The following is a 21,579-nucleotide window of genomic DNA, read 5'->3' as shown; positions in this document are numbered from 1 at the left end:
CGCCCTTCCCCACCGCCTTCCCGTTTCCACCATGTTTACACCGTCCTCGCACGACGTGCGCCGCTTTTTCTGCGACGCCTTCCGCAAGCAACGCGCCGGCGAGATCCTGACGCCGATGGACGCCATCGCCGCCGACTGGATCGTCCAGCACCCCGAATACCATGACGCCCTGATGGACGCCGACGCGGCCGTCGCGCGCGACTATTCGGTCGAAGGCGGCCAGCCGAACCCGTTCTTGCACCTGTCGATGCACCTGTCGATCGCCGAACAGGTCTCGATCGACCAGCCGCGCGGCATCAAGGCCGCGCACGACCTGCTGGTCGCCCGCATCGGCGAGCACGATGCCCACCACGACATCATGGAGTGCCTGGGCGAGATGATCTGGACCTCGCAGCGGAACGGCGTGCCGCCCGATACCGAGGCGTACATCGATTGCGTCAGAAGGCGCGCGACGCGCTGATAAAACGACAAAGGCGGCCATGGCCGCCTTTTCGCATCACGCTTCCTGCTAGCCGCTTACTTGCTCACCACCAGCTGCGACGGCAGGCTGTGCAGGTAAGCGCCGATGTCGGCCATGTCCTGGTTCGACAGCGGTTTCGCAAAGCCGGCCATGATCGGGTTGCTGCGGCCGTTGGCCTGGTCGCCGCCGCGTTTATAGGCCATCAGGGCGTGGGCGATGTAGTCGGCATGCTGGCCGGCAAGCTTCGGATAGCTCGGGTCGATTGGTTTGGTGAAGTCGGCGCCATGGCAGGAGGCGCAATTGTATTTCTTGGTCAGCTCTTCGCCGCGCTTGACGTCAGCGGCGGCGGCACTGAAGGAGACGGCGCCGAGGGCCAGCGCGATGATCAGTTTTTTCATGGCGTGTGGTCCTTACTTGCGGGTCTGGGCGTTCTGCTGCGAATAATAGGCGGCGACGTCGGCGATGTCCTGGTCCGACAGGCTGGCGGCGATGCCGCGCATCGATGGATGCTTGCGGTCGCCCTTCTTGTAGGCGTGCAGCGCGGATTCGATGTACTTGGCCGACTGGCCGCCGATCATCGGCACCTGGTAGACCTCGGGGAAGCTGGCTTTATAGCCGGGGATGCCGTGGCAACCGATACACATTTCGATCTTGTTCGGGGCTGCCTTCGGGTTACCGACGACGTCCGCCGCCGAAGCCGAGCCGGCGCAAGCTGCCAGCGCGAGTACTGCCAAAAGTTTTTTCATGGTGGGAATCGCAAAATTTTTTAATCGAATACCGCTACCGCAAAAACAAGTACCAAGCTGTTGATTCTAGCCCAACAAAAGATTGCAGTCTACCAACGTCGTGCGCCCATCCGTGGCAGCTGCACCAGCCTCGAAATTCTGGCATATACTCGGAATTTATCCTCTTTCCATTGACGCGTATGCAAGCCCATCCCCGTTTCGAAGGCACCGAGAGCTATGTCGCCACCGACGACCTGAAGCTGGCCGTGAATGCCGCCCTGACGCTGCAGCGTCCTCTGCTCATCAAGGGCGAGCCCGGCACCGGTAAAACCATGCTGGCCGAGGAAGTGGCGGCCGCATTGGACATGCCGCTGCTGCAGTGGCACGTCAAATCGACCACCAAGGCCCAGCAGGGCCTGTACGAATACGACGCCGTCTCGCGCCTGCGCGATTCGCAGCTGGGCGACGAGCGCGTGCGCGACATCCACAACTATATCGTCAAGGGTGTGCTGTGGCAGGCGTTTACCGCCCCGGAACCGGTTGTGCTGCTGATCGACGAGATCGACAAGGCCGACATCGAGTTCCCGAACGATCTGTTGCGCGAACTCGACCGCATGGAGTTCTACGTCTACGAGACGCGCGAAATGGTCGTCGCCAAACACCGTCCGCTGGTGATCATCACCTCCAACAACGAGAAGGAACTGCCGGACGCTTTCCTGCGCCGCTGCTTCTTCCACTACATCAAATTCCCGGACCGGGAAACGATGGCCGACATCGTGCAGGTCCACTACCCGCGCCTGAAGCAGGAGCTGCTGGCTGCCGCCTTGCAGAGTTTTTATGACGTGCGCGACATCCCCGGCATCAAGAAGAAGCCTTCGACTTCGGAATTCCTCGACTGGCTCAAACTCCTGATGGCCGAGGACATCCCGGCGGAAGCCCTGCACAGCAAGGACAACAAAACCGTCGTCCCGCCGCTGCATGGCGCCCTGCTGAAAAACGAGCAGGACGTGCACCTGTTCGAACGCCTCCTCTCCATGTCGAGGATGAACCGATGATCCACGTCGAGCCGACGGCGCTCGAATTCAACGGCGTGCGCCTGGAGCCCTTGCGCCTCGAACACGTCGACGGCCTGCGCCTGGCCGCCGCCGACGGCGAGCTGTGGAACCTGCGCGTGACCTCGGTGCCGGAGCCGCACCGCACCCAGGCCTATGTGCACACCGCGCTGGAAATGGCGGACCGCATCCCGTTCGCCGTGGTCGATTCCTCGAGCGGCGCCGTGCTCGGCACCACCAGCTACCACGACATCCTGCCCGCCGTCGACCGGGTCGAGATCGGCTACACCTGGTACGCGAAAAGCGTCCAGCGTACTCACGTGAACACCAGCTGCAAGCTGCTCCTGCTCTCGCATGCCTTCGACACCCTCGGCTGCGCGGTGGTGGGTTTTCGCACCGATAATTTCAACTATGCCTCGCAGAAGGCCATCGAACGGCTGGGTGCAAAGAAGGACGGCGTCATCCGCCACCACGGCGCGCGGCGCGACGGCACCGTGCGCGATACCGTCATGTACAGCATCGTGCGCGGCGAATGGCATGAGATCAAGACGCACCTGCACTATCAACTGACGCGGCACGCCACCGCATAAACCATGCTGATCGATTTTTTCTTCGCGCTGCGTAACGCGAAAGTCCCGGTCTCGATCAAGGAATTCCTGACCCTGCTCGAGGCCCTGGAAAAGAGCGTCATCGCCCCTTCCCTCGACGAGTTCTACTATCTCGCGCGCCTGGTGCTGGTCAAGGACGAAGCCCATTTCGACAAGTTCGACCGCGCCTTCGGCAGCTACTTCAAGGGCATCGAGGCCGTGTTCGACACCAGTAAAGGCGAGATCCCGCTCGACTGGCTGATCAAACGCATGGAGCGCGAGCTGACGCCCGAGCAGAAGGCGGCGCTGGAAAAATTCGGCTACGACAAGCTGATGGACCGCCTGAACGAACTGCTGAAGGAGCAGAAGGAGCGCCACGAAGGCGGCAGCAAGTGGATCGGCACCGGCGGGACGTCGCCGTTCGGGCATGGCGGCACCAATCCGGAAGGGGTACGCATCGGCGGCGCCGGCCGCAACCGCACGGCAGTCAAGGTGTGGGACCAGCGCTCGTACAAGGACTACGACGACGAGCGTGAACTCGGCACCCGCAACATCAAGGTCGCCCTGCGCCGCCTGCGCCGCTTCGCGCGCACCGGCGCCCTCGACGAATTCGCGCTCGACGCGACGGTGCACGCCACGGCGAATAATGCCGGCTACCTCGACATCCGCATGCAGCCCGAGCGCAAGAACCGGATCAAGGTGGTGATGTTACTGGACGTGGGCGGCACCATGGACGACCACATCGAGCGCACCGAGGAGCTGTTCTCGGCGGCGAAGAGCGAATTCAAGAACATGGAGTTCTATTACTTCCACAACTGCGTGTATGACTACCTGTGGAAGAACAACCGCCGCCGCCACGCCGAGCGCTTCGACACCTGGGACGTACTGCGCAAGTACCCGAACGACACCCGCATCATTTTCGTCGGCGACGCGACCATGAGCCCCTACGAGGTGCTGGCGCCGGGCGGCTCGGTCGAATACAACAACGAGGAGGCCGGCGCCGAATGGCTGGCCCGCTTCTGCCGCGCCTTTCCGAAGTTCGCCTGGCTCAATCCGGAGCCGGAACATCTGTGGCAATACCGGCAGTCGATTGCCGTCATTCGCCAGATCATGAACAACCGGATGTTCCCGGTGACGCTCGAAGGATTGGAGCGGGCGATGCGTTTGTTGAGTAAATAAAGGGCTGCGGGCCTTTCACGCGTCACGCGTGGGCATGCCCACCCTACGCTACATCGCAGTCACAGGCCGATGCACGACGTAGGGTGGGCATGCCCACGCGTTCACAATGTGATCAGCCACTCCGCCTCAGCGCGCTCCCCGCACCGCATTGCGCACCACATACAACCCGATCACATCAAGCGCCGTGTGCACCATCATCGCGGCCAGCAGTCCGACGTACTGGTAAATGAAGCCGAGCGCCACGCTGGCCCCGAACACCCCCGCCGCCTGCACCAGCGTCGCGCGGTTCAAACGCCGGAACTGGTACACCGGCGTATGCGTCAGCAGGAAGATCACCGAGGTGATCCACACCCCCAGCAGCGGCTGCAGCGCCGCGCGGAACAGCAGCTCTTCGCCGATCGCGGCGGCCAGGCTGATCCAGACGGGATTGAAGCCCGACAGGTCCAGCCGGCCGTAGGCCTTGATCGTGTTCGCGGTCGCCTCGGATGTCGCCGTCAGGCGGAAGCTGACATAGGAAGCCACCGCCGCCAGCGCCGACAGGCCGAGGCCGAACAGCAATTGTTCACCCACGGCCATCGGGCCACGGAAGACGGACAAGGGCTGCGCCTGTGCAAAAAAGATGATCAACAATGCGATCAGCGAAAAGGCGACGCAGGTCAGCACCTGGGCGAGAAGGCGGATCGGCGCGCGGCCCGGCTGGGGCTGCGTTTGCGGGGCATTCGGTTGGGGCATGAAAGCACGTCGGGGCGAAGCGACGAATGAGGAATCGATAGGGGCCCGCCATTCTAGCCAGCGCCAGCTCCCCTGACAACGAACTCTTCCGTTATTCACAGGTCCAATCGTGTGCAGCCTGCACCATACCAGTCTTGTAAAATCGACAAAGACCCGTTCCCCTCAAGGAGCCCGCATGCTCGACCTGTTGCCGATCCTGACCAGTCTCGCGTGGCCGTTCGCGATCGCCATCGCCTGGATCGCGGGGGAATTCGGGCAGCGCTGGACCGGCTTGCCGCGCATTAGTTTTTACGGCCTGGTCGGCTTCGCGCTGGGCAGCCCGCAGCTCGGCATCCTGCCGCTTCCCGACATTGGCCCCGTATCGATGCTGGCCGACGTCGCCTTCGGCCTGATCCTGTTCGAGCTCGGCTACCGCATCAACCTGCACTGGCTGCGCACCAATCCCTGGATCGGCGTCAGCGGGCTGGCCGAATCGCTGGCCACCTTCATTGCCGTCTACTTCATCGCAGGCGCCTTCGGTTCGGCGCAGATGACGGCGCTGATGCTGGCCTCGCTGTCGATGGCGACCTCGCCCGCCACCGTGGTGCGGGTCATCAACGAACAGCGCAGTTCGGGCCAGGTGACGGAACGCGTGCTGCACCTGACGGCCCAGAACTGCGTGCTGGCCGTGTTCGCGTTCAATGTCATCGTGGCGTTCTGGATTTTCCGCACCTTCGAGGACCTGGGCGACGCCATCTGGAACAGCCTGGTGTTACTGGCAATGTCGATCCTGACCGGCGCCGTGTTCGGCCTGGCCGTGCCGGCGCTGCTGCGTGGACTCAGGAATCCGCGCCAGGATGCGACCGCCGCCTTTGCGCTGGCGGTGATTTTGCTGGTCGCCCTGTCGTATGCGGGCGGCTTGTCGCCGGTGGTGTCGACGCTCGCCTTTGGCCTGGTCGCGCGCCACCGGCGCGTCGCCTTCAGCCAGGCCCAGCGCGGCTTTGGAGCGCTGGGCGAATTGCTGACGGTGTTGTTGTTCGTGTTCGCCGCTTCGACCCTCGACTGGCAGAAGGTCGCGGCCGGCAGCCTGCTTGCCGCCGTGCTCGTGTTGGCGCGCCTGGTTACCAAGACGGCAGGCGTCATGGCCTTTTCCCACCTGGCGGGCATCTCCTGGCGCAAGGGGGCGCTGGCCGGCGTGGCGCTGGCGCCATTGTCCGTGTTCGTGATCCTGCTGCTGGAACACGCGCGGCTGGCCGGCGTGCACGTCGTCGAGGAACTGCGTTCGGTGGCGGCGGTGACGATGTTATTGGAAGTGTTCGGGCCGATCATCATCCAGCGCGCCCTGGTGTGGGCGCACGAAATACCAGAGCCCCGCCCGGAGGCGTCGCATGCCCCTTGAACCGTTTACCCAGTCCACGCCGCTGACCTTCGGGGTCGAACTCGAGTTGCAGCTGGTCAGCCTGTCCGACTTCGACCTCACTGCCGCCAGCCCGGATTTGCTGCACCTGCTGGCCCGCAAGCCCTTCCCCGGCAACGTGACGCCCGAGATCACCGAGAGCATGATCGAGATTAATTCGAGCGTGCAATCGACCTATCCGGCGCTGCTGGCCGAATTGCAGGAAATCCGCGACACCCTGGTCGCAGCCGGCGACCAGCTGAACATCGGCATCGCCGGCGGCGGCACCCACCCTTTCCAGCACTGGTCGGAACAGAAGATTTTCCCGAAAGCCCGCTTCGAACATTTGTCCTCGCTGTACGGCTACCTGGCCAAGCAATTTACCGTGTTCGGCCAGCACGTGCACATCGGCTGCGGCGACGGCGACAACGCCATGTACCTGCTGCACGCCTTGAGCCGCTACATCCCGCATTTCATCGCCTTGTCGAGCTCTTCTCCCTTCGTGCAGGGCCACGACAGCCATTTCGATTCGGCGCGCCTGAATTCCGTGTTCGCCTTCCCGATGAGCGGGCGCGCGCCCTTCATGCTCAGCTGGGCGGAATTCGAGTCGGCCTATTTCGCCAAGATGGAGCGCACCGGCATCGTCAAGAGCATGAAGGATTTTTACTGGGACCTGCGCCCGAAACCCGAGTACGGCACGATCGAGCTGCGCGTGTGCGACACGCCACTGACGGTGGAACGCGCGGCGGCGCTGGCGGCCTATCTGCAGGCGCTGTGCAGCTATCTGCTGGAACGCTTCGATGAGCCGCCGGTCGAGGACGATTACCTCGTCTATAACTACAACCGCTTCCAGGCTTGCCGCTTCGGGCTGGAGGGAGCGATCACGCATCCGAAGACCTACGAAACGGTGTCGCTGCGCGAGGATATCCTGGCGACGCTGAATAAGATGGAGCCGTATGCCGCGGCGCTGGGGAGCCTGGATGGATTAAAACACCTGGCGCTGGCGGCGGCGCATGGCAGTGACGCGACGCTGCTGCGGCAGCAGTACGAGCAGCAGGGCAGCGTCGAGGGGATGGTGCATGCGGCGATCAACTGGTTTCGCGGCGAGCGGCGGTTCCGGCGCAGGTAGCGTTTCGATTGCACCACCGTTCCAAGATTGATCACGCGGCAGCGGTGTAACGTAGGGTGGGCTCTCGAGCCCACGCGGATCGCAACATGAATATTGGCGACATTTCTTACAAGCGCGTCTCCCTGGCCGCCCGTAAAAACTCATCCAGCACCGGCGTGCAATCGAGCAGGTCCGTCCCACCGGCCCGGTGGAATTCCGGGTGCCATTGCAGGCCCATCACGAAGTCCGCCTTGTCGTAGCGGATCGCCTCGACGATCCCGTCCGGATATGACACCGCCTCGATGCGGATATCGCGCCCGGGTTCCTTGACCGCCTGGTGGTGGATCGAATTGACGATCGGGCGCCCGGCGTTGGGGAACATGCGCCCGAGCGAGGAGCCCGGCGGGAATTCGATCGCGTGGCGGTGGGCGTCATAGTCGGTGTGCACGTGGGCCAGCGCGGAGGGAACATTCGTCGCCACGTCCTGGTACAGGGTACCGCCGAAGGCCACGTTGATCAGCTGGCAGCCGCGGCAGACGCCCAGCACCGGCTTGCCGGCCTCCACGAATTCGTGCAGCAGTTCGAGTTCGTACAGGTCGCGCGCGCGGTCACCGCTCCACTCGGGGCGGGTGGGCGACTCGGAATAGGTCTGCGGCGAGACGTCGGCCCCGCCCTGCAATACCAGGCCGTCCAGGTGGCGCGCGTAGTGGCGCAGGGTGATGTTGCTGGGATGGAGCAGGCCGTTGGTGTTCACGGTCGGGATCATGAACACCAGCACGTCGCGCGACATCACCCATTGGGCGATCGACTCCTCCAGGTACTGGAGATTTTTGCTGCGCAGGCCGGTCGAACCCGGTTCGGGATGAAAGATGCGCGCCGAGACGCCGATGCGCAGGGTGCGGCGCATGAAGTCGCGGCTGAAGCGGTCGCGCAGTGCACGCCAGCGTGAACGCAGCACCCGCCCGGCCAGCGCGAAGGGCGTGTCGCCTGGACGCTGGTAACGCGGCACGCCGCCACTGCTTGCGCGGCGGTCCGGAATGCGCTGCGGGGTCTCGGCACGGTTTTCCAGCGGCGGGCCGGAAGGCTCGGCGTCGGGCTTGGGTTGTTCGTCTGCCATGGGACGAATATAGCCCCGCCACTGCCGCGCACGATTCGAAGTTGTAACAAAATCACATGGCTGAGCTGACCGAGGCAGGCATGTCCTGCAGACTCGTCAAGCGTTGCAGCATGCACACCAGGCTGCGGTCCCCCACCGGCTTGTCGAGCAGCCCGCGTACCCCGGCGCCATGCGCCAGCGTACTGTCATAATTGAATGTCCGTCCCACCAGCAGCACCACGGCCGTGCGCCCTGCCCCGTCCTGCGCCTTGATGTTGCGGCTCAGTCCATAGGGGTCGATGCCGGGTGTGGCCGTGTTGATCATCGCCAGCGAGACCGGTGTCTCGTCGCACAGGCGCACTGCCATCGGCGCGCTGTCGGTCCAGGCGATCGCCAGCCGGCCATCACCTACCAGCCCGGCCAGATGGTCACGGAAGGCGCCGCCCTTGTCGACGATCAGCACCTTGCCGTCGCGCGGCGGCTGGCGTCCATCGGCGCAGCCGGCGTCGGCCCCGAGCCTGGGACGACGCCGGCGCTCGGCCAGCAGCGGCTCGCCGCGCGCGCTCAGCAGCGCCAGCGCACGCCGCCGTTCGGCCAGCAGTCTGACGAGGGAGGCATGCAACTGCTCGGGGTCGATCGGGAGCGCCAGGTGGGCGTAATCGGCGTGGGGCGAACCGCCGATCACCAGCGCGGGCGGCGCACAGCGCATGCCGTCGAGCCAGGCCAGGGCCGCCGGATTGCCGCCGTCGGCCAGCACGATGTCGGGTTCCTGCAGGCTGTCCTCATGCAGGCAGGAATACAGCGGTCCCGAGCGCGGCGCACCTGCCAGCAAGGTGGCCAGGTGCACGGCAGCGCCTGGTGAAAATCCGAGCAGTCGTACTGCCGTCGGCATTTTTTGTGCATGCATGATGATCATCCGGTGCGTGCGACGTGGACAGCCCACGGACCTGTTGTACGGAAAACTGCGGTAAGATGGCGAGTCTTGCGATTATTACTGTATGCATGTACAGTATTGTTCTCAATGAACGCCTTCCGCTCAACGGTTTCTCGGGGCCGCTTGGCGTAGCAACCTTGCGTACCAATCTAGTCACGTTTCCACGCGTTGACAAGAACAATCCGTTACGCCCCTCCTGCTTTTTCCTCCCGACAAGATATAGAATGCGCAGGCTTTCGAAAAAACACTGATCAGCATGGCAACCAAGAAACCCGCACCCGACTACAGCGAATCATCCATCCGCGTCCTCAAGGGACTCGAACCCGTGAAGCAGCGTCCGGGCATGTACACCCGCACCGAGAACCCGCTGCACATCATCCAGGAAGTCATCGACAACGCCTCCGACGAGGCGCTGGGCGGCTACTGCAGCAACATCGGCGTTACCCTGAACGTCGACGGTTCCGTCACCGTCGAGGACGACGGCCGCGGCATCCCGGTCGGCATCCACCCGGAAGAAGGCGTGTCCACGGTCGAAATCGTGTTCACGCGCCTGCACGCCGGCGGCAAGTTCGACAAGGGTTCGGGCGGCGCCTATGCCTTCTCGGGCGGCCTGCACGGCGTCGGCGTCTCGGTCACCAATGCGCTGTCGAAGCGCCTCGAGATCACGGTCTGGCGCAAGACCGAGGACGGCAACGGCGTCCACAACCTGGTCTTCGCCGACGGCGACGTGATCGAGCCGCTCTCCTCCGCACCCTTCGAGCGCGGCGGCAAGAAGAACGGCACCCGCGTCACCGCCTGGCCGGACGCCAAATATTTCGATTCGCCGAACATCCCGATGGGCGACCTGGTGCGTCTGCTGAGGTCAAAAGCCGTGCTGCTGCCGGGCGTGACCGTCACGCTGACGAACGCGAAAACCGGCGACGTCCAGACCTGGCGCTACGACGAGGGCCTGCGCGGCTACCTGGTCGAGGCAATGAACCAGAGCACCAGCGGCCAGACCGTGATCCCGCTGTTCGAGGGTGCCGGCTATGCGGCGGCGGGCGACGAGAGTTTTGCCGAAGGCGAAGGCGCGGCCTGGGTCGTGGCCTGGAACGAGGAAGGCGCCGTGGTGCGCGAGTCCTACGTCAACCTGATCCCGACGCCAAGCGGCGGCTCGCACGAGTCCGGCCTGCGCGACGGCCTGTACGGCGCCGTGAAAGGTTTTGTTGAACTGCACGGCCTGCTGCCGAAAGGCGTCAAACTGCTGCCGGAAGACGTGTTCGCACGCGTCTCCTTCGTGCTGTCGGCGAAGGTGCTGGACCCGCAATTCCAGGGCCAGACCAAGGAACGCCTGAACTCGCGCGACGCCGTCAAACTCGTCTCGACGTTCACGAAACCGCCGCTCGAGCTGTGGCTGAACCAGCACGTCGAATACGGCAAGAAGCTGGCCGACCTCGTCATCAAGCAGGCGCAGTCGCGCATGCGTTCGCTGCAGAAGGTCGAAAAGAAGAAGTCCTCGGGCGTCGCCGTCTTGCCGGGCAAGCTGACCGATTGCGAATCGACCGACCTGACGCGCAACGAACTGTTCCTGGTCGAGGGCGATTCGGCCGGCGGTTCCGCGAAGATGGGCCGCGACAAGGAATACCAGGCGATCCTGCCGCTGCGCGGCAAGGTATTGAATACCTGGGAAACCGACCGCGACCGCCTGTTCGCGAACAACGAGATCCACGACATCTCGGTCGCGATCGGCGTCGACCCGCACTCGCAGGGCGATTCGCCCGATCTGAGCGGTCTGCGCTACGGCAAGATCTGCATCCTCTCCGATGCGGACGTGGACGGCTCCCACATCCAGGTGCTCTTGCTGACCCTGTTCTTCAAGCACTTCCCTGCCCTGTTCCGCCATGGGCACATCTGCGTGGCGCGTCCGCCGCTGTACCGTGTCGACGTGCCGCCGCGCGGCAAGAAGCCGCTGCAGAAGCTGTACGCGCTGGACGACGGCGAACTGCTGGCGATCGAGGACAAGCTGAAAAAGGACGGTCTCAAGGAAGGCAGCTGGAACATCTCCCGTTTTAAAGGCCTGGGCGAGATGAACGCCGAGCAGCTCTGGGAAACGACCATGAACCCGGACACGCGGCGCCTGCTGCCGGTGGCCCTGGGCGGTTTCGACCACGGCGAATCGAGCGCGCGTTTCAACATGTTGATGGGCAAAGGCGAAGCCGCCGCCCGCCGCGCCTGGATCGAGGAACACGGCAACGAGACGGAAGCGGATATTTGATGGGTGTGCGGTGTTGAACCGCACGTCAACGCGTGGGCATGCCCACCCTGCACCGTCAAAAAACGAAACAAACTGAATATGACTACCCAAGCAAACCTCTTCGAACAAGCCGCCGAGCCGGCCGACGACATCGAAACGCTGACCCTGTCGACCTTCGCCGAACGCGCCTACCTCGACTACGCGGTCTCGGTCGTGAAAGGCCGCGCCCTGCCCGACGTGGCCGACGGCCAGAAGCCGGTCCAGCGCCGCATCCTGTACGCGATGAATGAACTCGGCCTCGGCCCGACCGCAAAGCCGCGCAAGTCCGCGGCCGTGGTCGGCGACGTGCTCGGTAAACTGCACCCGCACGGCGACCAGTCGGTCTACGATGCCCTGGTCCGCATGGCCCAGGACTTCTCGCTGCGCTACCCGCTGATCGACGGCCAGGGCAACTTCGGCTCGCGCGACGGCGACGGCGCGGCAGCGATGCGCTATACCGAAGCCCGCCTGACCCCGATCTCGCGCCTGCTGCTCGATGAAATCGACATGGGCACGGTCGACTTCCAGCCGAACTACGACGGTTCCACCAACGAGCCGCGCACCCTGCCGGCGCGCCTGCCGATGGTCTTGCTCAACGGCGCCTCCGGCATCGCGGTCGGCATGGCCACCGAGATCCCGTCGCACAACCTGCGCGAAGTGGCCGACGCCACTGTCGCCATGATCCGCAACCCGAAGATCTCGAATGCGGAACTGATGACGATGATGCCCGGCCCGGACTTCCCGGGCGGCGGCCAGATCATCACCCCGGCCTCGCAGATCGCCGACATGTACGCCAGCGGCCGCGGCTCGCTGAAGGTGCGCGCGCGCTGGAAGATCGAAGAACTGGCGCGCGGCCAGTGGCAAGCCGTGGTGACGGAACTCCCGCCGGGCACCTCGGCCGCCCGGGTCCAGCAGGAGATCGAAGAGATCACCAACCCGAAGGTCAAGCTGGGCAAGAAGACGCTCACGCCGGAACAGATCGCCCTGAAGCAGACGGTCCTGAATTCGCTCGACACGATGCGCGACGAGTCCGGCCGCGAAGCCGCCGTGCGCCTCGTGTTCGAGCCGAAGTCGAAGAACCAGGACCAGAACGAATTCATGCTGCTGCTGCTGGCGCATACCTCGCTCGAGACCTCCAGCCCGATCAACCTGGTGATGATCGGCGGCGACGGCCGTCCGCGCCAGAAGGGCCTGAACGAGATCATCCAGGAATGGATCGATTATCGATTCACGACAGTCCGGCGCCGTACCGAGCACCGGCTGGGCAAGGTCAACGACCGCATCCACATCCTGGAAGGCCGCGAGATCGTCCTGCTCAACATCGACAAGGTGATCGCCATCATCCGCAACTCGGACGAGCCGAAGGCGGCCCTGATGGACGAGTTCCGTCTGTCTGACCGCCAGGCCGAGGACATCCTCGAGATCCGCCTGCGCCAACTGGCACGCCTGGAGGCGATCAAGATCGAGCAGGAGCTGGCGCAGCTGCGCGGCGAGAAGGAGAAGCTGGAAGACATCCTGGCCAATCCGTCGACCATGAAGCGCACCATCATTCGCGAGATCGAAGCCGACGCCAAGACCTTCGGCGACGCACGGCGTACCCTGATCGAGGAAGCGCAGAAGGCGGTCGCCGAGCAGAAGATCATCGACGAACCCGTCACCGTGATCATCTCCGAGAAGGGCTGGGTGCGCGCACGCACCGGCATCGGCCACGACCCGGCGCAGTTCACGTTCAAAGCGGGCGACTCGCTGTACGGCGCTTTCGAGTGCCGCACGGTCGATTCGCTGGTCGGCATCGGCGACAACGGCAAGACCTATTCGGTGCCGGTGGCCGCCCTGCCGGGCGCGCGCGGCGACGGCGTGCCGATCACGACCCTGGTCGACCTGTCGGGCGGCGTGCGCATCCTGCATTATTTCGCGGGAACGGCCGACACGCGACTGCTGCTGGCGACGTCCAACGGCTTCGGCTTCATGTCGAAGGCGGGCGACATGGTCAGCCGCCTGAAGGGTGGCAAATCCTTCATCACGCTCGATGACGGCGCCGTACCGCTGCCGCCGCGCGTGGTGCCCGATTCCGCCGGCGCGATCGCCTGCCTGTCCGGCAATGGCCGCGTGCTGGTGTTCGGCATCGACGAAATGAAGGTGCTGACCAACGGCGGGCGCGGCGTGACGCTGATGGAGCTCGATCCGAAGGAACAGCTGCTGGCGGCGCAACCGATCAGCCAGAAGGGCGTGAACGTGATCGGCACCTGGGCCGGTTCGAAGCCGCGTACCGTGGAGCTGTTCGCGTCGGGGCTGGAGCCGCATTTCGGCAAGCGCGCAAGGAAGGGCAAGCCCTTGTCGCAGAAGTTGAAGGCGACGGATCTGGCGATGCGTTCGACGGGCGAGTAATTCGTCCCTGTTTCCGCGGCTGTGCAACGGTCCGTAACGCGTGGGCTCTCGAGCCCACGCGTACGTGCCCGTGCGAACCCGAACGCACGCAAACAACCCTAAAAAAAATGCCGGCTCGCGCCGGCATTTTTTATTGCATCGAACCGATTACTTCTTGGCCGCTGCCTTGTGCACGTCGGCCATCGCCTCGGCACGCACCTGCTCGGTCTTGGCCGATGCACGCGCCTTGTCGGCGGCGGCGTCGACCTGCTCCTTCAGGGCCTTTTCATCGGCCTTGATCATGGTCTTCTCGGCCTTCAGGTTCGCTTCCGACACTTTCTCTTCGCCCTTGGCGATCGCCTTGGCGCGGTCTTCAGGATCGGCCTTGGTGATCTTCTCGGAGGCGCTGGCGTGCGCCTTCACGGCCTTGGCGTGCGCCTTGGCTTTCTTTTCCTGCGCTTTGGCGACGGCTTTCGAGGCCTTCTCGTCGGCCTTGGCGGCAGCCTTCATTTCCTTCGCTTCGGCCTTGGCCACGTCTTCCTCGGCACGGGCTTCGGCCTTCACGACGTCCTTGGTGTTGGCCGTGGTGGTGACGGCTACTGGTGCGGTCGTGGTGGTGGTCGTGGTGGCGGTCTGCGCATAGGCGCTGGTAACGACGAGACCGGCGATCAGGGTGGCGAGCAGTTTGTTCATGATGGTGTCCTTTCGGTGCAATGATGGGGTGCAGGCCATGCCCGCATCGTTTAACTTTTTATTAACTTCGAGACCAGAATATGCCTCCATGCACACGGGGTCTGTTCGCCACCACACACACTACTGCTGAGCAGCATCAATCCACTTTCAGCGCTGTTTCACCCCCGCATACAGGTCGATGATGTCCGTGATCCCGTCCTGGCACACCGGGCAGAAGGCTTCGCTGCGGTCGAACATGATGCACTGCATCGCCGGCCGATAATATCCCTTGACCTCGTAGTTCGCGCCCTCGAAGGCACCGATCATCTGCCGGTAGGGCTGCTTCGCGAACAAGGCTTTGGTACGCGCCAGGTCCTCCCTGAACAGCGCATTCATCTCGCTCTCCGGCCGGTTCGCGGCGCGCAGCGCGGCGCGCCGCTTCTGGTAGGCGCGCGAGTATTCCTCGTACTCGGCTTTCGGCCACGGCGTCGGCAGCGGCGTGCCCGCCTTTACATGTTTCGCCCATTTCAAATTGGCCGGGTCGCGCAATGCCGTCGCATTCGGTTCCCACGGTTCCATGCGCGTGCTGCTGGCCGCATAGGCGACCGGCGAGGTGTAGTACTCGTCGGCCAGGCCGGCGAAGTGGTGGCCGAATTCGTGCACGAACAGGTAATCGGCCCACTCGTTGGAAGCTGCCGCGGTACTGAACTGCCCGAAGATGCCGCCGCCGCCATAGGTCTCGTTGTTCACCAGGATCTCGATGAATTCGTAGGGCGCGTATTGGGCGATCTCGCGCAGCGCGCGGTTGTCCAGGGTGAGCACATAGCGCTCGCTTCCAAAAATGTCGTAGCGCGTACCGAGCTTCGAGGCGTGGTGCACGCCCGTCGAGGGGCGCGACACGCCCGATTCGAGGGTCAGCACGGCCAGCGCCCAGACATTGAAATCGTCCGCGCGCTCCTTGAAAGGCGAGACTGTGAACAGGTGCGCGGCCAGGCGCCGCGCATCGGTCTCGAACTTCTTCATGTCCGCCTGCGTGTAGCCATCGCCCAGCACCAGCAGGTCCACCTTCTGCGGCGACGGGCCGCTCACGCGGATCGGGATCGGCGTCGCCGGTGCCGCCGGCTGTTTTCTCACCACGTCGGGCGCATCGGTATCGATCTCCACGCTCCAGGCAACCGAAAAGGCATTGCGCTCGTCGCGCTTCAGGATGCGCACGCGCACCGGGCGATCGGGCTTCGGAAAGCGCACCGATTCGCTGAAGCCGCGGCTGATTTTAGTGGCCTCGTCCGTCGTGCGCCACTCGCCGAAAATCGTGGAGAAGTCGCGCGAATACAGTAAATCTCCCGTCTTCGCATCGGCCACCTCGACCCGGTTCTGGCCGCGGTTCGTGTTGTCCAGGTTTCTCGTAGTGTCGCCTGGCCAGGGCAGCGGCTCGACCAGGACCTGCTCCAGGGCGTAGCTGTCGGACAGGGCGTTGCCGCTGTGGGTATAGTCGACGCGCACGGTGGCCGGTTGCGCCGCCTGGGCCAGTCCGGCCGCCACCAAGGAAGCGGCGGCAAGCAGGCGCGGAAAGAATCGAAACATGGGAGGTCCCTTGGAAAATCGGATCCCCGCATTGTAATCCTGGCACGCCCCCGATTACTCCCCGTCGTAGCGCGACAGCAGCACCTGGAACCGGACATCGGTGCGCAGGTGTGCGAATTCCGGGCTCGCTGCAACGCGCCCGGCACCACTAAAACCAGCGCCGAACGCGCGATGCAGGTGCCGCAGCGCGCCGTCGTCATCGCCCTCGCGGGCGGATGCGAGCGCCTGGTGGTAGTACTGCTCGCCGGGTGCCGCGGCCGGCGCCGCCGGTGCGGTCTCGGCTACCGGCCGGACTGGCGCGGCCGGCGCCGCGGGTGCAGGCACGCTTGCCTGCGCCGCAGGCGCAGAACCTTGCGCGACCGCTTCCGGCGGCGTATCGGCCACGCGGCGATAGTAGATCTTGCCCACGAAAGGCAGCTCCACATACATCCGGTCCGGCTCCACGAAATGAAAGCTCAATCCGATGGCGCCCGCCGTTTCGAGCGTCACCTCGTCATCGTCCTGCGTGATGGCGGAGATCGGCAGTGCCAGCGCGTTGTCAGCGCTGGCCAGCCGGTCGCGCGTAATGTGCAGTTCCGGTCCGACCGGCAGTTTCAGCGACATGACCGCAAACCGCTCGGCGCGCCAGTGGCCGAGAATGCGGCTGCCGTCTTCCCGTGCGCAGCCCTGCACCGCCAGGGCCAGTGCCATTGCCAGTGCGGCGCCCGCCGCTCGTTGCCAGCGCGCCATGTCAGGCGCTCGGACGGTATTTCTTGACCAGTTCGGTGAAGCGGGGGTCGGCGCGCAACGCATCGAGATCCGGGTCGCTGTCCATTTCCTTGAAATGCTCGAAGCCCGCCATGAAAGCCGCCTCGAACTGCTTCAGCGCGTCGTCGGTGCGTTGCTGCTTCAGGCGCAGTACCGCCAGGTTGTAATAGACCAGCGGCTGCTGCGGCGCGCGTGCGCGTGCCGCTTCGAACTCTTTCTCGGCATCGTCGAGTTTGCCCTGGGCCATCTTGGCAATGGCGACCTTCAGCATCTCGTTGGCGGCGGCCTTGCTGCCCGCGGACTCCGCCTCCGCGGCCTTGCCGTCGACCAGGCGCGCTTCGCCCTCGCGGCGCAGCGCGGCGGTCTCGCTGTCGGACGGCGCGATTCCGCCCTGCGCCTGCTGCTGGGGTGCCGGTACCGCAGCGTCGGCCGCGGCCTGTGCGACAACCGGTTCGGCCGGCCCGCGCTTCAGGTAGGCATAGGCGCCACCTGCCCCCAGCAGAACGATCGCCGCGGCGACGCCTGCGACCAGGGCGACCGGGCGCTTCGGCGCGGCCTCGGAAGACAGCTGGGGCTCGAGCAAGGTCGTGCAGCCCGGGCACTTCAAGTCTTCTCCGGGTGCCCGCTCGAACACTTCACCGGTATTTGCGCGCTCGCAGTCGCCCAGGGTCGGGCATTTATACTTTGCCATGATTGAAACTTTCTAAACAATATTGTTGATTTTTTTGCGGGGCCGGCATGAAACCGGCCCCGATTCCGGACCTCAGGCGGCAATGCCGATGATGGTGCGCACCGAACCGTTCATGCTGCGCAAGAGCTGGTAGCCCGGGTCCTGGTCGTTTGCCCCGGCGGCGTCGAAGCGGTCGCGCGCCAGTTTCTGGTAGGCCGACAGCAGTTCGTTCTTCCGGTCCACGTGCCGGAATTCGGCGTCGATACGTGCGCCGACATCGCGTTCGATGGCGCGCTCGATGTCGGATGACAGGTCGCTCTTGAGCACATCGTCCCAGCTGCGGCCGGCCAGCACGCGCGCGCTCGGCAAACCGTCTTCCTCGTAGATGAATGCCCATTCCGGCAGGCCGGTCGTGTGGTTCTGGCGTTCCTTGACCATGCCGAGCAGGCGTGCCACCGTCAGCATCGGCGCGCGGCGCGCCTGCGCCTTGGCCTGCAGTTCGGCCGACGAGCGCGCATACAGGGTAGGCAGCTCGAGGCCATCGCCGGTGCCGTGCAGCAGATAGGATTCGTTGTGATCCTTCAGCAGGCCGTCGTAATGACGTTTCAGCTCGGCCAGCGATTCGACGAAGCGTACCGGCATCATCGAAGCGATCTTCATGATCACGATCTGGTTGGGCAGGTTGCCGACAGCGACTTTGGTGTCCGAGACCGGGTCCTTCTGCTCCTCGAATACCTGGGCCAGCGCCGCGCGGAACGGCGCCTGGTGGGCGCACTCCGGCACGAACACGCCGACGGTCTGGGTACGTCCACGCGAGCCGCCGGCGTTGTTCGCCACGGCACGGTCGACTTCGGTCTTGTTAAAGGTCAGCATGCTGCCGGCCTCGTCGTACAGCTCGCGCACGAAATCGCGCAGGCCGTCGGGATTGGCGTCGTACTTCTTCTGCAGGCGCTCGACGATGTTAACGCGCAGCACAGGCGGCAGGTTGGCTGCGATTTCCGCATGCGCCAGCTCGACAATCTGGGCCGCTTCCTGCGACAGGCAGCCGATGATGCTGCCCAGGCTCAGGCTTTGCTGGAGCTGGTCGAAGGAGCCGACATCGGTACCGCCAAGGTCGATGATCGCCTGGCGCACGCGCTGGGTACGCGCGGCCTGGGCCGGTTCGTCGACCGTGATCGCCTTCATGATGCCGGCGATCGCGTCCTGGTCGAACACGCGCTTCTGGTAAGCGGCGTCGTTCGGCTGCAGGCGGTTGGCGCGCTCGTTGCCGAAGCGCTTGGTCGCCTCGGCCAGGTTCTGGTGCAGTTCGTCGATGCGGCCGCGCAAGCTGTTGAGCTGCTCCTTGACGAACGGGATCAGGCTGGCGCCGAATTTCAGGCCTTCGAGCGTCGTGCGCAGGACATACATTTCCTGGTACTGGGTCGCGATATCCGAGAACAGCGCGCTGCGCTTGTCGGTGAGGTGCTTGCCGAAGAAGCCGACCTTGTTGAACTGTTCGTTCAACTCGCGGCTGCGCAACTGTACCGCCTGCTCGGCGGCCGGCATCTTGGCGATCCGGTCGGTGTAGCCGACCAGGCGTTCGTCGAGCACGCCGATGAGGGCGTCGGTCAGCTGGCGCAGCTGGATCAGGGAAGCGCTGCCGGCCTTCCAGCGGCCGAAGAACTCCTTCTCGATATGGCGGCCGATATGGCGCGCCATCTCGACCCGGGCATTGCCCTTCACCTCGTAGAACTTGCGCACCCCGCCCATGGTCCGGTAGGTGTCGTCGAACACCTTCGCCAGGCGGGTATTGAGCGCCGGCACCCAGGTCGTCTGTTCGAGCGTGGTGTCGGCCTTGATCTCGGGCGCGAGGCGGCTGACGATCTGTTTCCAGTATTCGGCGGCCGGTTTCCACGTCGTGTTGCGCGCATCGTCGACGAGGATGCCCGTTTCCAGCAGCAGGTGCGCATCGGTCAGCAACAGGGCCTGGGCCGTCTCGGGCTTGCGTGCCTCGAAGCCCCAGTCCTTTTCGACCGCCTCGTCGGCATAGCCTTCGCCCTGGCGGAAGTTATTGAACATCAGCTGGCGCGCCGCCTGTTCGGCGAACCCGTAGGCCAGGTATTCCTTGATTTCCTGCTCCGGCACCACGACGCGCTTGATGCCGAACGACAGGAACAGCTTGGCGCGCGCCTTGCCGATGTCGTCGTCGCTCTCGAAATTCTTGATGTCGTTTTCGCCCTTCTCGGCGCGGCCCAGCCCTTCCCACTCCTTGTTCAGGGTCTTCTGGTAGATGAACTCGGCAACGATTTTCGGCACTTCCGATTCGACTTCGAACTGGATATTGTGCTCGTTGATATTGTTGACGAGGTAGCAGCCGTTGAAATAGGTGTCGTGCGCGAGCGGCTCGCCGTCGAGCAGGTTGGTCGGGTGATATTTACCGACCGCCATCGCATTCAACTCGGCCAGCGCGGCGTAACCGTTGGCGTAATAGTTCGAGAAGCCGGCGACGTCCTTGACGCGCTTCGAATTCTTTTCCGGCAGCAGCGCATATACCAGGATGCGGTACTGGTCGTAATCCGGGCATTTATGGCGGATCTGCGCGACCGCGTCGACCACCGAACCGCTGCCGGTGCCGCCGGCAAGGCCGCATACCACGTGGATGGTCGCGCCGACCTTGCCCGGACTCGCTTCGAGTTCGGCGATGCGTCCTTCGAGCGCCTTGACGAAGTTCGGCGCGTTCTGCGCGAACACCACCCGCCCGAGCTTGCGGCGCTGCGCTGCACCCGCAATGCCCGGCTTGACGAAATCGAAGATGCTGCGCGGTTCGATCCAGCTCTTCAGGCCGGGGAACGAATCCGGATCGTCGAGCACCGGACGCACGTTGCTGGCGGTGTTGATCAGCACTTCGCTCCGGTTCAGGCCGACGTCCTTGCCCAGCACCTTCCACTCTTCCTTCTTGTCCAGCTCGTCGGTGGAGGTGTCGATGTAGAGGTAGGCAAACCGGGCCTGGGAGCGGCCCGCGTCCTGCGTGTCCTTGTTGCGTTCGATTGTCTTGCGAATCTGGCGGATGATTTTGCCGCCGGTGCCGCCCAGGCCGATGATGAGGTGATTGTTTGACATGGTTAACTTGGTTCTCTCGGGTTCGTCAGCGGTGCGCCGAAGGCATTATTCGTGGGCCAGTTTGATTTTCAGGAACAGGTTCTTGTCCGACTTCGCGCCGGGCTTCTTGACGACGTAGGAGGCAACCTGTCCACCCTGGCCAGGCTCGGGGTCGTCGCTGAAGACGACGGCCTTCGACGCATAGGCCGGCCGTGCCGCGCCGCAGGTCGCGCCGCTGTCCTCCTTGAAGGTGATGGCTTTCGAAGCGAATGCCGGGCCATCGAGCGTGGCCGGTGCGGATGCCATGCGCTCGGCGCCGCCGTTGCAGGTGGCGCCGGCCACCAGGCCCGCGTCGAGGTCGGGCTGTGTCCTGCCGACCAGTTCGTTGACGCCGCCGTTCATCGGCGTCGGCGAGAGGAAGACCAGCAGCTGCTCGGCACCCGGCTTCGCATCGAATTCGAACGCGCCGCGCGCCGGCAGGAAGACCGTTCCCATCGCATTGACATAGTTGTCCTGCCCGGCGACCGGGAAGATTTGCGCCAGGTTGCCGTCCGGGTCCTGGTTCAGCACATAGACGTACGAAGGCCGGTTCACCTTGACGCCCAGCTGGAAGCGGTCACCGCTCCTGAAGGTACGGTTGGCCAGGACGTCGCGCGTCGAGCCGTCTTCGCCTTTGAGGCGGATGAAGTAGCTGGCCCCGATCTGGCGCGGTGCCAGGCTCTTCTTTTGTTTTGGCTTGGCCTCGTTTTTTGCCAGCACGGGCGCACTGGCGGCAGGTACCGGCTTCTTGCCGGTCGAGGCGGCAACGACGCTGCCGTCTTCGCCGAAAAACAGCGACTTGGCGCTATAGCCCTCCTGCGCCGAGGCTGCGCCCGACAGGAGCAGAAGAGTCGCTACGGTGATTGCTTTTTTCATGTGCTGTCCTGATAGATGAGTAAAGA

The 21,579-nt window shown here is 64.3% G+C and carries 19 protein-coding genes; 8 read left to right on the top strand and 11 right to left on the bottom strand.

The features are described 5' to 3' along the window. The first annotated feature begins 31 nt into the window (after window positions 1-31). Window positions 32-460: a DUF1841 family protein gene (locus LPB04_RS08855; RefSeq protein WP_193688326.1), complete on the top strand. Its 429-nt coding sequence runs from the start codon at window positions 32-34 to the stop codon at window positions 458-460. Window positions 461-516: 56 nt separating this feature from the next. Here the strand turns inward: LPB04_RS08855 and LPB04_RS08850 are convergent, their stop codons facing one another. Further along, window positions 517-858, bottom strand: coding sequence for a c-type cytochrome (locus tag LPB04_RS08850; protein WP_193688325.1), 342 nt, complete (start codon window positions 856-858; stop codon window positions 517-519). Window positions 859-870: 12 nt separating this feature from the next. Next, complete coding sequence (locus LPB04_RS08845; protein WP_193688324.1) at window positions 871-1,206, bottom strand: c-type cytochrome; 336 nt, start codon at window positions 1,204-1,206, stop codon at window positions 871-873. A gap of 179 nt (window positions 1,207-1,385) precedes the next feature. On the opposite strand from LPB04_RS08845, the gene LPB04_RS08840 reads away from it, so the two are divergent. The 3 genes from LPB04_RS08840 to LPB04_RS08830 are packed head-to-tail and all read left to right on the top strand — an operon-like array spanning window position 1,386 to window position 4,003. Continuing rightward, window positions 1,386-2,240 (top strand): AAA family ATPase, encoded by an 855-nt coding sequence (locus LPB04_RS08840; RefSeq protein WP_193688323.1) that lies wholly within the window; start codon window positions 1,386-1,388, stop codon window positions 2,238-2,240. Continuing rightward, window positions 2,237-2,827, top strand: a complete 591-nt coding sequence (locus LPB04_RS08835; RefSeq protein ID WP_193688322.1) for a GNAT family N-acetyltransferase — start codon at window positions 2,237-2,239, stop codon at window positions 2,825-2,827. The genes LPB04_RS08840 and LPB04_RS08835 overlap by 4 nt, the downstream gene beginning before the upstream one ends. Window positions 2,828-2,830: 3 nt before the next feature. Further along, complete coding sequence (locus tag LPB04_RS08830; protein ID WP_193688321.1) at window positions 2,831-4,003, top strand: vWA domain-containing protein; 1,173 nt, start codon at window positions 2,831-2,833, stop codon at window positions 4,001-4,003. Window positions 4,004-4,129: 126 nt separating this feature from the next. Here LPB04_RS08830 and LPB04_RS08825 read toward each other — a convergent pair whose 3' ends face one another. Then, on the bottom strand, window positions 4,130-4,735 hold the full coding sequence (locus tag LPB04_RS08825; protein ID WP_193688320.1) for a CPBP family intramembrane glutamic endopeptidase: 606 nt from the start codon (window positions 4,733-4,735) through the stop codon (window positions 4,130-4,132). A 175-nt stretch (window positions 4,736-4,910) separates the two neighbouring features. On the opposite strand from LPB04_RS08825, the gene LPB04_RS08820 reads away from it, so the two are divergent. Beyond that, window positions 4,911-6,113, top strand: a complete 1,203-nt coding sequence (locus tag LPB04_RS08820) for a cation:proton antiporter (protein WP_193688319.1) — start codon at window positions 4,911-4,913, stop codon at window positions 6,111-6,113. Next, window positions 6,103-7,239, top strand: coding sequence for a YbdK family carboxylate-amine ligase (locus tag LPB04_RS08815; protein WP_193688318.1), 1,137 nt, complete (start codon window positions 6,103-6,105; stop codon window positions 7,237-7,239). Before LPB04_RS08820 ends, LPB04_RS08815 begins: the two co-directional genes overlap by 11 nt. Before the next feature lie 106 nt (window positions 7,240-7,345). Here LPB04_RS08815 and LPB04_RS08810 read toward each other — a convergent pair whose 3' ends face one another. Then, window positions 7,346-8,335 carry a gamma-glutamyl-gamma-aminobutyrate hydrolase family protein gene (locus LPB04_RS08810; RefSeq protein WP_193688317.1) on the bottom strand — a complete coding sequence of 330 codons (990 nt, stop codon included), beginning with the start codon at window positions 8,333-8,335 and terminating at the stop codon, window positions 7,346-7,348. A gap of 52 nt (window positions 8,336-8,387) precedes the next feature. Then, complete coding sequence (locus tag LPB04_RS08805; protein ID WP_227496673.1) at window positions 8,388-9,221, bottom strand: PleD family two-component system response regulator; 834 nt, start codon at window positions 9,219-9,221, stop codon at window positions 8,388-8,390. A gap of 283 nt (window positions 9,222-9,504) precedes the next feature. Between LPB04_RS08805 and LPB04_RS08800 the strand changes: the two genes are divergently transcribed. Together LPB04_RS08800 and parC are read left to right on the top strand one after the other, a co-directional pair. After that, complete coding sequence (locus LPB04_RS08800) at window positions 9,505-11,502, top strand: DNA topoisomerase IV subunit B (protein WP_193688316.1); 1,998 nt, start codon at window positions 9,505-9,507, stop codon at window positions 11,500-11,502. A 78-nt stretch (window positions 11,503-11,580) separates the two neighbouring features. Next, on the top strand, window positions 11,581-13,908 hold the full coding sequence (gene parC / locus LPB04_RS08795) for a DNA topoisomerase IV subunit A (protein WP_193688315.1): 2,328 nt from the start codon (window positions 11,581-11,583) through the stop codon (window positions 13,906-13,908). Window positions 13,909-14,055: 147 nt separating this feature from the next. On the opposite strand, the gene LPB04_RS08790 is transcribed toward parC, so the two are convergent. The 6 genes from LPB04_RS08790 to LPB04_RS08765 form a co-directional block, all read right to left on the bottom strand. Next, complete coding sequence (locus LPB04_RS08790) at window positions 14,056-14,580, bottom strand: hypothetical protein (RefSeq protein ID WP_193688314.1); 525 nt, start codon at window positions 14,578-14,580, stop codon at window positions 14,056-14,058. A gap of 147 nt (window positions 14,581-14,727) precedes the next feature. Continuing rightward, window positions 14,728-16,143, bottom strand: coding sequence for an IgA Peptidase M64 (locus LPB04_RS08785; protein ID WP_193688313.1), 1,416 nt, complete (start codon window positions 16,141-16,143; stop codon window positions 14,728-14,730). Window positions 16,144-16,197: 54 nt separating this feature from the next. Further along, window positions 16,198-16,872, bottom strand: a complete 675-nt coding sequence (locus LPB04_RS08780; protein WP_193688312.1) for a TPR end-of-group domain-containing protein — start codon at window positions 16,870-16,872, stop codon at window positions 16,198-16,200. A gap of 1 nt (window position 16,873) precedes the next feature. Next, window positions 16,874-17,581, bottom strand: a complete 708-nt coding sequence (locus tag LPB04_RS08775; RefSeq protein ID WP_193688311.1) for a TPR end-of-group domain-containing protein — start codon at window positions 17,579-17,581, stop codon at window positions 16,874-16,876. A 72-nt stretch (window positions 17,582-17,653) separates the two neighbouring features. Then, window positions 17,654-20,659, bottom strand: coding sequence for a tubulin-like doman-containing protein (locus tag LPB04_RS08770; protein ID WP_193688310.1), 3,006 nt, complete (start codon window positions 20,657-20,659; stop codon window positions 17,654-17,656). Between the two features lie 45 nt (window positions 20,660-20,704). Beyond that, window positions 20,705-21,553, bottom strand: coding sequence for a DUF4384 domain-containing protein (locus tag LPB04_RS08765; RefSeq protein WP_193688309.1), 849 nt, complete (start codon window positions 21,551-21,553; stop codon window positions 20,705-20,707). Between the last annotated feature and the right edge of the window lie 26 nt (window positions 21,554-21,579).

It is taken from the genome of Massilia litorea, assembly GCF_015101885.1.
Classification (GTDB): Bacteria; Pseudomonadota; Gammaproteobacteria; order Burkholderiales; family Burkholderiaceae_D; genus Telluria; species Telluria litorea.
Note: the sequence above shows the minus strand (reverse complement) of the source record. Positions and strands in the feature narration are given on the sequence as shown.